Raw genomic sequence first — 11659 nt, 5'->3', positions numbered from 1 at the left:
CTTAATCGGTGCTAAGAGCCCTGGGCGGGGGCGCCGGCGACGGCCGTGAGCGCGGCGTGCAGGCCGGCGGTGTCTCCCCCGGCCGGCGCGGCCCAGGCGACCCGGCCGTCGGGCCGCAGCAGCACCGCGGCGGCGTCGACGTGGGGCAGCGGCGCGGACCGCAGCAGCGTCACCCGCTTGGCCGAGCCGCTCACCGCCCGGCCGAGGCTGTCGTCGCCGGTCAGGTCGAGCAGGACCGCGTGACCGGCCGACCACGCCTCGGCGAGGCCGGGAACGGACCGCGCGGCCGCCGCGATCCCCGGCAGCCGCCGCCCGGCCAACGGGTGCGCGTCGCCGCCGGCCGGCTCGACCGGGTAGCGCGTGTCGGTGCCGCCGACCATCATGCCCAGGTACTCGTTGACGGCCGGGAAGCGCACCAGCTCGGCGACGATGTCCCGCAGCTCCGTCAGGGGGTGCAGCAGCGCCACCTGGGCGCGCGTCGTCCGGCAGGCGCGCGCCCCGGCCGGGTGCCGTTCGGTGTGGTACGTGTCGAGCAGTCCCTCCGGCGCCCGACCGCCGAGGTCCGCAGCGAGCTTCCAGCCGAGGTTCACCGCGTCGTCGAGCCCCGTGCTGAGCGCCTGCCCGCCGAGGGGGAAGTGGGTGTGCGCGGCGTCCCCGGCGACGAAGATCCGTCCCGCCCGGTACCTCTCGGCCAGCCGGGTCACGTGGAACCAGCGCGCCGACCAGGCCAGGGTGCCGCCGGTGAAGGCGACGCCGGCGATCCGGCGGACGCTGTCCTGGATCTCCGCCAGATCCGGCGCGCCGTCCCGGCGGGGCGGCTCGACCCCGAACTCGCCCGTCAGGAGGCGGACCCGCCCCGGGCCCATGGGGGTGACCGCCACCAGCCCCGCCGGATACTCCCGCGCGCCCACCAGCTCGCCGAGCGGGCTGTCGGGGCCGACGGCCAGATCGGCGACCGTGCCGTGGAAGGGCTGCTCGTCGCCGGGGAACCCGATGCCGGCGGCCTGCCGCACCCGGCTGTCCACGCCGTCGCAGCCGACCAGGTACCGGCTCCGCACGGTCTGCTCGCCCGACGGGGTCTCGATCCTGGTCCGCACCGACTCCTCGTCCTGCGTCACCTCGACGACCCGCTGCCCCAACCGCAGGTCCACCCCGAGCGACCGGGCCCGCTCGGCGAGATGGTGCACCAGCCGGGAGTGCGGGATCGCGAAGTTGAACGGATACCGGTCGGCGAGCTGGGTCGGGTCCAGCCAGATGTGCGCGAAGTGCGCCATGGGGAACTCGAACCCCTCGGCGCGGCAGGCGTCCATCAGCCCGCGCATCTCCAGCAGCTCGACCACCCCGGCGTTGAGCGCCACGCCGGGTGCCTGTGCGCCCGGCTCCGAGCCGCTCTCCAGCACCACGACGGGAGTGCCGGCCAGCCGCAGCTCGCACGCGAGCATGAGGCCGACCGGCCCGGCGCCGACGATGACGACATCGTGAAACATGAGGGTCCTCCGGATCTGGTTCAGCCGGCCGGGCACACGGCCGCGGCCAGGCTGGCGGGTGTCGGGTGGTCGAAGATCTGCCGGGGGGAGACGTCCAGGCCCACGGCGCGCAGTTGGGCGCTCAACTCCAGGGCGGCGAGCGACGACAGCCCCAGGGCGAGCAGGTCGGCGTCCGGTTCGAGGTCGTCGGCCGACTCCCTGCCCAGCACGTCGGCCGCCCGCGCCCGCACCAACTGCAGGACGATCGCGGCGCGCTCCGCCGGCCCGCTGGCGGCGAGCCGGTCGAGCAGGGTCGTGTCCACGGCCGGCGCGGTCGCCTCCGGCGCCTGCCGGAAGCCGGGCAGGTCCCGGAAGAGCCGGTCGGACCGGGGCCACGAGCCGGCGTGCGGATCGAGGTCGACCACGGTCACGTCCCCGACGCCGGGCTGGGCCACGTACCCGAGCGCCTCCACCGCCACGGCCGCGACCAGCGGCCGAAGGCCGCGCGGCGCGCCGGCCCCACCGTCGTCGCCCGGTGGGGCGTCGGCGAGCGGCCCGAAGGCCACCGACAGCGCGCGGGCCCCCCGTTCCCGCCGCCGCCCGGCGAGCGCGGCGAGGTAGGCGTGCGCGGCGGCGAGACCGGCGGAGCCCGGCGCGTACACCGCGCCCGCTCCGGCGGCGCACACCACGAACGCCGACAGCTCCAGCCGCGAGGTGACGTCGTCGAGGACCGCCGCGCCACGCGCCACGGCGGCGAACCGCTCGGCCGGCGGGCGGCCGGCCGCGTGATCGTCCCCGGCGTCGCAGGCGACGTGCACGACGGCGGTGGGCGGCCGTTCGGCGACGAGCCGTTCGAGCGCGGCCCGGTCCGCCGGGTCGCAGTCGCTGACGGCGACGTCGACGCCGTACTCGGCCAGTTCCTTGCGCAACACCGTGACGTCGGCCGAGGCGTCCGCCGGCCCGGTCAGCACGAGCTGCTCGGCCCCGTGCTCGGCGAGCCAACGGGCGACGTGGCCGCCCAGCGTCGTGGTGCCGCCGGTGACCAGGACCGTGCCCTCCGGCCGCCAGACCTCCCGGTCGGTGCCGGGCGGGGCGAGCCGCACCAGCCGCGGGGTGAGGACCCCGTCCCCGCGTACGGCCAGGCGGGTGTCGGCGGGCCGGCCGCGCAGGAGCGCGGCGAGCGCCCGCCGCGCCGGCGCGCCGAGCGCCCCGGGCAGGTCGACCAGCCTGATCTCGCGGCGCGACTGGCCGGCGACGAGCGCCTGCCCGAGCCCCCACACCGCGGCCTGGCCCGCGACGACCGGGGAGTCCGACCAGCCGGTCTCGACGGCGCCGCACGTCAGCACCCACAACGGCACGTCGAGCCCGGCCTGGTCCAGCGCGTCCGGCAGGGCGCCGGTCAACCCCAGGCCGGCCGGCACGCCCGCGTCGGCGGCGTCGCGGGGCAGGCCGAGCAGGGACACGACGCCGTCGCCCACCCCGGCCCGCCGGCCGCGCAGCAGCATGGCCAGCTCACCGGCGTCCTGCGTGGACGCCGGCACGAGCAGCGGCTTCGTGGTCGTGCCGAGGGCGTCGAGGGCCGCGGTGACCGTGGCGTCACCCGCCAGGTCCGCGGGCACCAGGGCGAGGAGCGCCCGCGGCCCCGGTTCGGCGACCGCGCCGGGCGCGGGCTGCCAGGACGTCCGGTGGTGCCAACCGGTCCAGCGCCGCCGCAGCCCGAGCGTCGGCAGGAGGGCGGCCAGCGAGGACCGCTGCTCCCGCGAGAGCCGCAGCGCCCGGCCGAGCGACTCGACGTCCTGGCCGTCCACGGCGGCCCAGAAGAGCGATTCGAGAGACGTACGGCTCCGGTCCTCGCCGCCGGCCGCTTTTCCTTCCGGCTTCGGGTCGAGCCAGTAGTGGCGCCGCCGGAACGGGTAGTTCGGCAGCCCGATGCGCTCGGCGCCGGAGCCGGCGAAGTGCGCCCCCCACTCCACGCGGTGCCCCGCCGCGTGCACCCGGGCCAGTGCCAGCAGCGCGGTCTGCGGCTCCGGGCGGCGGGCGCTCAGCAGCGGAGCGAACGTGGCCGGCCGCCCGCCGGCGTCGTGGTCGCGCAGGCACTCGCGCGCCAGCGGGGTGAGCACCGCGTCCGGGCCCACCTCCAGGTACGTGGTGACGCCGCGCGCCCGCGCGGCACGGACCCCGTCGGCGAACCGGACCGTCCCCCGGGCGTGCTCGCGCCAGTAGCCGGGCGACCGCAGCTCGGCGGGATCGGCGAGCCGGCCGGTCACGTTGGAGACCAGGGGGATCGCCGGTTCGGCGAAGGTCAGCCGCGCCGCGGCGCGCGCGAAGTCGGCCAGGACGTCGTCCATGTGCGGGCTGTGGAACGCGTGGCTGACGGTGAGTCGGCGTACCCGGCGTCCCTCGGCCTTCCACCGCGCCGCGACCTCGCCGACGGCGTCCTGGTCGCCGGAGACCACCGTGGCCCGGGGGCCGTTCACGGCGGCGATCGAGACCTGGTGCTCGCGCCCGGACAGGGAGGCGAGCACCTCCTCCTCCCCGGCGTCGAGCGAGACCATCGCCCCGTCCGCGCGGGCCCGCTGCATCGCGTGTGCCCGGACGGCGACCAGCTCGGCGGCGCCCGGCAGGTCGAGCATCCCGGCCACGTGCGCCGCGACGAGCTCGCCGATCGAATGGCCGACCAGCACGTCGGGGCGCAGGCCCCAGTGGTCGAGCAGCCGGAACAACGCCGTCTCCACGGCGAAGATCGCCGGTTGCGCGTACCCCGTCTCGTGCAGCAACCGGCTCTCCGGGTCGTCCTCGGCCGCCCACAGCAGCGGACGCAGCGGGCGGTCGAGGTGCCGGTCCAGCTCCGCGCACACCTCCTCCAGGGCGTCGGCGAAGACCGGCTGGGCCTCGGCGAGCGCGCGGCCCATCCCGGGCCGCTGGCTGCCCTGGCCGGTGAAGAGGTACGCCAGCCCGCCCGGCTCCGGCGCGGCCCGGTCCAGGACCACGTTGCCGGGCAGCAGGCCACCGCGCGCCACCGCGTCCAGCCCCCGCGCCAGCTCGGCCCGGTCCGTGCCGACGACCACGGCGCGCTGGGCCAGCGTGGTGCGCGTCGTGGCGAGGGAGTACGCCACGTCCAGGGGCCGCGGCGGCGGGTCGGCGGCCAGCCGGTCGGCCAGGCTGCGGGCCACGTCGCGCAGCGCCGCCTCGTCGTGCGCCGAGATCAGCAGCGGCAGCGGGCGGGCCGGCGCGGGCCCGGCGGAGGGCGCCACCGGATCGGCGGCTGGCGTCGTCGGCGCCTCCTCCAGGATGACGTGCGCGTTGGTGCCGCTGACCCCGAACGAGGAGACGCCGGCCCGGCGCGGGTTGCCGTCCGGCCACGGCCTCGCCTCGGTGAGCAGCTCCACCCGGCCGGCGGTCCAGTCGACGTGCCGGCTCGGTTCGCCCGCGTGCAGCGTGCGCGGCAGCACCCCGTGCCGGATCGCCTGCACCATCTTGATCACCCCGGCGACCCCGGCGGCCCCCTGCGTGTGCCCGATGTTCGACTTGACCGAGCCCAGCCACAGCGGCCGGTCCGCGGGACGGCCCTGGCCGTAGGTGGCGAGCAGCGCCTGCGCCTCGATCGGGTCACCCAGGACGGTGCCGGTGCCGTGTCCCTCCACCACGTCCACCTCCGCCGCCGTGAGGCGCGCGTCGGCCAGCGCCTGGCGGACCACCCGCTGCTGGGCGGGGCCGTTCGGGGCGGTCAGCCCGTTGCTGGCGCCGTCGGAGTTCACGGCCGATCCACGCAGCACCGCCAGCACCGGGTGCCCCCTGCGCCGCGCGTCCGAGAGCCGTTCGAGCAGCACCAGCCCGACCCCCTCGCCCCAGCCGGTGCCGTCCGCGTCGGCGGAGAAGGACCTGCACCGCCCGTCCGGGGAGAGGCCGCGCTGCCGGCTGAAGTCGACGAAGACCCCGGGGGTGGCCATCACGGTCACCCCACCGGCCAGCGCCAGCTCGCAGTCGCCGGCCCGCAGCGCCCGGGCCGCCAGGTGCAGTGCCACCAGCGACGACGAGCAGGCGGTGTCGATGGTCACGGCCGGACCCTCAAGACCCAGGGTGTACGCGATCCGGCCGGTCGCGACGCTGCCGGCGCTGCCGGTGCCCAGGTAGCCCTCGAACCCGTCCGGCGTGTGCTCCATCAGCCGGGCGGCATAGTCGTCGTACAGCACACCGGCGAACACACCGGTGCGGCTGCCGCGCAGCGAGGCGGGGTCGATGCCGGCGTTCTCGAAGGCCTCCCAGCTCGTCTCCAGCAGCAGGCGCTGCTGGGGATCGATGGCCAGCGCCTCGCGCGGGCTGATGCCGAAGAACTCGGGATCGAACTCGGCCGCGTCGTAGAGGAACGCGCCCTCCCGGGTGTAGCAGGTCCCGGGCGTCTCCGGGTCCGGGTCGTAGAGGGCGTCGAGATCCCAGCCCCGGTCGCCGGGGAAGGCCGAGACCGCGTCCACCCCGTCGGAGACCAGCCGCCACAACTGCTCGGGCGAGCGCACGTTTCCCGGGTAGCGGCAGCTCATCGCCACGATGGCGATCGGTTCCCGGTGCGCCGCCTCGACGCGGGCCAGCCGCCGACGGGTCTCCTGCAGCTCGGTCGTCGTCCACTTGAGATAGTCGACGAGCTTCTGCTCCTTGTCCATGGCACTCACTTCTCCGGGACTGCTGGCGGTGGTGGGATCGGAAGCCCCAAGTGCCTGCCCGGGGCGTGGCCGGGTCATCGCTCGTCGAGCCCGGAGACACCGAGCTCCTCGTCGAGGACCTCGAACAGCTCGTCGTCGGTGACCGCCGCGAGGTCGTCGTCAACGGCGGTCCGCGCGGTCTCCCCCGACTCGGCGATCCGGGCCAGCAGCGCCTGCAGCCGGGCGCTGAGCCGTTCCCGGGCCGCGCCGTCCCACGACTCCGCGGCGACGGCCGCCTCCAGCCGTTCGAGCTCCGCGTGGACCGGCGCCTGCGCCCCGGCTTCGCCCCGGCCGAACTGCTCGCCGAGGAAGCCGGCGATCGCGGCGGCGCTGGGATGGTCGAACACCAGCGTCGTCGGAAGCGGGAGCCCCGTCGTCCTCGACAGGTGGTTGCGCAGGGCGACGGCGGTGAGCGAGTCGAAGCCGAGCTCCTTGAGGGTCTGCCCGGGAGCGATGTCGGCGGGGGAGGTGTGCCCGAGGGTGCCGGCGATGTGGGTGCGGACCAGGTCGAGCAGCACCTGCTCGCGCTTCTCCGGGCTCAGCCCGCGCAGGCGCTCGGCCAGCGGCGCCGACGGGGACCGGGTGTTGCGGACCTGGGCCGGAACGAGCCTCTCGAACAGCGGCGGAAGCGTGCCCTCCCGGGCGTGCCGGTGCAACGCGGTCCGGTCGATGTGCGTCAGCACCAGATGCGGGCGGTCGGGGGTGCGCAGCGCGGCGTCGAACAGGGCCAGCGCGTCGTCCGTGGCGAGGGGGAGCAGCCCGGTGGCCTTGAGCCGGTCCACCTCCGTCTCCGTGAGTTTGTTGGTCATTTTGCTGGTGTGGGCCCAGAGGCCCCAGGCGAGGCTGGTGGCGGGTTGGCCTTGGGTGTGGCGGTGGTGGGCGAGGGCGTCGAGGTAGGTGTTGGCGGCGGCGTAGTTGGCTTGTCCGGGTGTGCCGAGGGTGCCGGCGGCGCTGGAGAAGAGGATGAAGTGGGTGAGGGGGTGGTCGGTGGTGAGGTGGTGGAGGTGCCAGGCGGTGTCGATTTTGGGTTGGAGGACGGTGTGGAGTTGGTGGGGGGTGAGGTTGGTGGTGGTGGCGTCGTCTAGTACGCCGGCGGTGTGGATGATGGCGGTGAGGGGGTGGTTGGGGGGGATGTTGTTGATGGTGGTGGTGAGTTGGTGGGGGTTGGTGGTGTCGCAGGTGGTGATGGTGGGGTGGGCGCCGAGGTTGGTGAGGTGTTGGTGGAGTTGTTGGGCGTGGGGGGTGTGGGGTCCGGTGCGGGTGAGGAGGAGGAGGTGTTTGATGCCGTGGTGGGTGATGAGGTGTTGGGCGATGTGGGTGGCGAGGGTGCCGGTGCCGCCGGTGATGAGGATGGTGCCGTTGGGGTCGAGGGTGGGGTGAGGTTTGCCGGTGGTGGTGGCAGTGGTTGTGGTGGTGGTGGGGGTGAGTTGGGGGGTGTGGAGGTGGTTGTTGCGGATGGCGAGTTGGGGGTGGCCGGTGGTGAGGGCGGTGGTGATGGTGTGGTTGGTGGTGGGGTGGTGGTCGTGGTCGATGAGGGTGATGCGGCCGGGGTTTTCGGTTTGGGTGGTGCGGATGAGTCCCCAGGTGGTGGTGGTGGGGAGGTTGATGGGTTGGTGGGGGGTGGTGGGGATGGCGTGTTGGGTGAGGATGACGAGGTGGGTGTGGGTGAGGTGGGGGTTGGTGAGCCATTGTTGGAGTTGGTGCAGGGTGCGTTCCGCCACCGCATGAGCCGCTTCCGGTCCGGCGTCCGGGTCCTGGCCCTGGCCGACCCGCAGCAGCAGCACCGCCGGCACGTCCGTGGGCTCCTCGGCGGCCAGCACCTCCTCCAGGTCGCCGAAGACGGTGGCCGCGCCGGAGACGTCGTCCGGCACCGGGATCCGCACCCAGTCCACGGCGAGCGGTGAGGCGAGCGCCTCGTCCGCCGCGACCGTCACGTCCGCCGCAGTGAGCGGCCGGCTCGCGACCGAGCCGATGGTGAGCAGGGGCGCGCCGGTGGCGTCCACCATGCCGACCGCGACGGTCCCGTCGGCGCGCGTGCGGGCCCGGACCGTGGCGCTCGTGGCCCCGGTCGCGTGCAGCCGCACGTCCGTGAACCGACTCGGCACCAGGGTCTCCGCGGAAAGGCCGCTCAACATCCCGTCCAGGGCCGCGGCCAGCAGCGCGGGATGGAATCCGAAACCGTCGGCGTCGACGTCGTCGGGCAGCGCGACGTCGGCGTACTCACCGTGGAAGGCGCGGATGCTCCGGTAGGCGCCGTCGTGGTCGTATCCGGCCGAGGCCAGCCGCTCGGTCAGCAGATCGAGCTGGTCCGCAGTCGCCGGAGCCGGGCCGGGGCCAGGGACGTCGGCCGGGCCCGGCGTGGTGCCGAGGACGCCTGCCGCGTGGCGCGTCCACGCGCCCGCCTGCCGCGTGTGCACCAGCACCGTGCGCCTGCCGTCCGCGTCGCCACCGGTGACCTGGACGCGCAGGTCGGTTCCGCCGCGTGCCGGGACGACGATCGGCTTGTCGACGACCAGCTCGTCGAGGTGCTGCAGCCCCAGCCCGTCCATGGTGGACAGCACGAGGTCCAGGATCCCGACGGCCGGAAGGACCGGCGTGCCCTCCAGCAGATAGCCGCCCAGCCACGAATCGGCGTCGGCCCGGATCCGGCCGGTCGCCAGCACACCCCCGCTCTCGGGCAGGTCCGCCACGGCGGCCAGCAGCGGGTGCCCGGCGTCGTCCAGGCCCGCGGCTGCCACGTCGTCCACGCCGTCGGCACCGCTGTCCAACCAGTAGTGGTGGTGTTGGAAGGGGTAGGTGGGGAGGTGGGGGGTGGTGTGTGGGGTGGGGGTGGGTTGGTGGGGGGTGAGTCCGGTGGTGTGGGCGTGGGCGAGGGCGTGTGCGAGTTGGGTGGGGGCGGGTTGGTTGCGGTGGAGGGTTGCGATGGTGGTGGCTTTGGTGGTGGTGGTGGTGTCGATGGTGTGTTGGATGGGTGTGGTGAGGACGGGGTGGGGGCTGGTTTCGATGTAGTGGGTGTGTCCGGTGTTTAGGAGGTGGGTGATGGTGGTGTGGAGTTGGACGGGTTGGCGGAGGTTGTCGTACCAGTAGTGGTTGTTGAGGGTGGGTGTGGTGTGGGGGTGGGTGGTGGAGTGGAAGGGGATGGTGGGGGTGGTGGGGGTGATGTCGGCGAGTGTGGTGAGGAGGTGGTTGCGGAGTTGTTCGGTGTGGGGGTGGTGGGAGGCGTAGGTGACGGGGAGTTTGCGGGCGTTGATGTTGTGTTGTTGGTAGTGGTTGATGATGGTGTCGATGGTGGTGGGTGTGGCGCTGATGATGGTGTGGTGGGGGCTGTTGTGGGCGGCGATGTGGAGGTCGGGGTGGTGCGGGTGGTCGGTGGTGACGGTGTCGGGGGGTAGGGGGATGGCGGCCATGGCGCCGGTGCCGGTGAGGGTGTGGAGGGCTTTGCTGCGGATGGCGATGATTTTGGCGGCGTCGTTGAGGGTGAGTGCGCCGGCGATGTGGGCGGCGGCGATTTCGCCTTGGGAGTGGCCGATGACGGCGTCGGGGTGGATGCCGTGGTGTTGCCAGGTGCGGGCGAGGGCGGTCATGAGGGCGAAGAGGGTGGGTTGGACGACGTCGACGCGGTCGAGGTCGGGTGCGTGGGGTGTCTGGTGGAGGACGTCGAGGAGGGACCAGCCGGTGTGGGGTTGGAGTGCGGTGTCGCAGGCGTGGAGGTGGTGGGCGAAGGTGGGTGAAGCGGTGTAGAGGTCGAGGCCCATGTGGGGGTATTGGCTGCCTTGGCCGGGGAAGACGAAGACGGTTTTGCCGGTGAGGGGGGTGCCTTGGATGAGTCGGTGGTGGGGGGTGTTCCCGGCTAGGGCGGTGAGGGCCTCGGTGAGTTCTTCGCGGGTGACGCCGACGATGGCGGCGCGGTGAGACAGAAGCGTCCGGGTGGCCAACGCTGCCGCGGTGTCGGCGGCGGTCAACTCGGGGTGGGTGGTGAGGTGGTGCAGCAAACGTTGGGCGTGGGTGTGTAGGGCGGTGGGGGTTTTCGCGGAGAGCATCCACGTGACCGGGGTGTCCTGGTCCGCTGGCTGAGCGTCGGTGGGTGTGGTGGCTGGTGGTGCTTGTTCGAGGATGATGTGGGCGTTGGTGCCGCTGATGCCGAAGGAGGAGACGGCGGCGCGGCGGGGCCGCCCCTGTTCGGGCCAGGGCTGGGGTTCGGTGAGGAGTGCTATGGACCCGGTGGTCCAGTCGACGTGGGGTGTGGGGGTGTCGACGTGGAGGGTCTTCGGCAGGACCCCGTGCCGGATGGCTTGGATCATTTTGATGATGCCGGCGGCTCCGGCGGCGGCTTGGGTGTGGCCGATGTTGGATTTGATGCTGCCGAGCCAGAGGGGTTGGTCGCGGTTCTGGCCGTAGGTGGCGAGCAGTGCTTGGGCTTCGATGGGGTCGCCGAGTTTCGTGCCGGTGCCGTGGGCTTCGACCGCGTCGACGTCGGTGGGGGTGAGGCCGGCGGTGGTGAGGGCCTGTCGGATGACGCGTTGTTGGGCGGGGCCGTTGGGTGCGGAGAGTTGGCTGGTGGTGCCGTCCTGGTTGACGGCGCTGGCGCGGACGACGGCGAGGATGCGGTGGCCGTGGCGTTGGGCGTCGGAGAGCCGTTCGACCAGCAGCAGACCGACGCCCTCCGACCAGGACGTGCCGTCGGCGGCGGCGGCGAACGACTTGACCCGGGCGTCCGGCGCGAGACCACGCTGACGGCTGAAGCCGGTGAACGCCACGGGGGTGGCCATCACCGACACCCCGCCGGCCAGCGCGAGGTCGCATTCGCCGCTGCGGAGAGCCTGGACGGCCAGGTGCAACGCCACCAGCGACGACGAACAGGCGGTGTCCAGCGAGATCGCGGGACCCTCGAAACCGTAGACGTAGGAGACCCGGCCCGACGCCACGCTGCCCGCGCTCCCGGTCACCACCTGGCCTTCGAGGCCCTCCGGCATCCGCCGCAGCCGGGTCGCGTAGTCGCCGTACATGACGCCGGTGAAGACGCCGGTGCGGCTGCCGCGCAGCGACTCCGGGTCGATCCCGGCGTTCTCGAACGTCTCCCAACTGGTCTCCAGCAGCAGCCGCTGCTGCGGATCCATCGCCAGCGCCTCACGCGGGCTGATCCCGAAGAAGGCCGCGTCGAACTCCGCCGCGTCCGTCAGGAAACCACCCTCACGCACATACGACTTCCCCGGCGCGTCCGGATCCGGATCGAACAACCGCTCCACGTCCCACCCACGGTCCTCCGGGAACGGCCCGATGCCGTCGCGGCCCGAGGCGACCAGGTCCCACAGGTCCTCCGGCGACCGGACGCCGCCCGGGTAGCGGCAGCCCATCCCGACGATCACGATCGGTTCGACCGGGGTGTCGGTCTGCCGTTGAAGCTGCCGTCGCAGGCGCTTGTTTTCCAGCAGTGAGGTGCGCAGCGCCTCGACGACCTTCTCGGCAGGCATGTTCATCGTCGGCTCCGTCGGTGTG

General features: G+C 73.8%; 3 protein-coding genes. All 3 read right to left on the bottom strand.

Translation table 11 applies throughout. The features are described from left to right. Positions 1-11 precede the first annotated feature (11 nt). Positions 12-1487, bottom strand: coding sequence for an FAD-dependent oxidoreductase (locus LPU61_RS29240; RefSeq protein WP_043969373.1), 1476 nt, complete (start codon positions 1485-1487; stop codon positions 12-14). A gap of 20 nt (positions 1488-1507) precedes the next feature. After that, the gene (locus tag LPU61_RS29235; protein WP_229406752.1) at positions 1508-6124 is read right to left on the bottom strand and encodes a type I polyketide synthase; all 4617 of its coding nucleotides are present in this window, start codon (positions 6122-6124) and stop codon (positions 1508-1510) included. 74 nt (positions 6125-6198) lie between these two features. Next, positions 6199-11640 carry a type I polyketide synthase gene (locus tag LPU61_RS31685; protein ID WP_305072018.1) on the bottom strand — a complete coding sequence of 1814 codons (5442 nt, stop codon included), beginning with the start codon at positions 11638-11640 and terminating at the stop codon, positions 6199-6201. Between the last annotated feature and the right edge of the window lie 19 nt (positions 11641-11659).

The sequence above is a fragment of the Micromonospora sp. NBRC 110038 genome, from assembly GCF_020884815.1.
In the GTDB taxonomy this organism is placed as follows: domain Bacteria; phylum Actinomycetota; class Actinomycetes; order Mycobacteriales; family Micromonosporaceae; genus Micromonospora; species Micromonospora haikouensis.
This window is presented reverse-complemented; position numbering and strand designations above follow the sequence as displayed.

Coding starts and splice junctions, on each gene's coding strand:
- LPU61_RS29240 (WP_043969373.1), bottom strand. CDS start 1,487: ATGTTTCACGATGTCGTCATCGTCGGCGCCGGGCCGGTCGGCCTCATG.
- LPU61_RS31685 (WP_305072018.1), bottom strand. CDS start 11,640: ATGAACATGCCTGCCGAGAAGGTCGTCGAGGCGCTGCGCACCTCACTG.
- LPU61_RS29235 (WP_229406752.1), bottom strand. CDS start 6,124: ATGGACAAGGAGCAGAAGCTCGTCGACTATCTCAAGTGGACGACGACC.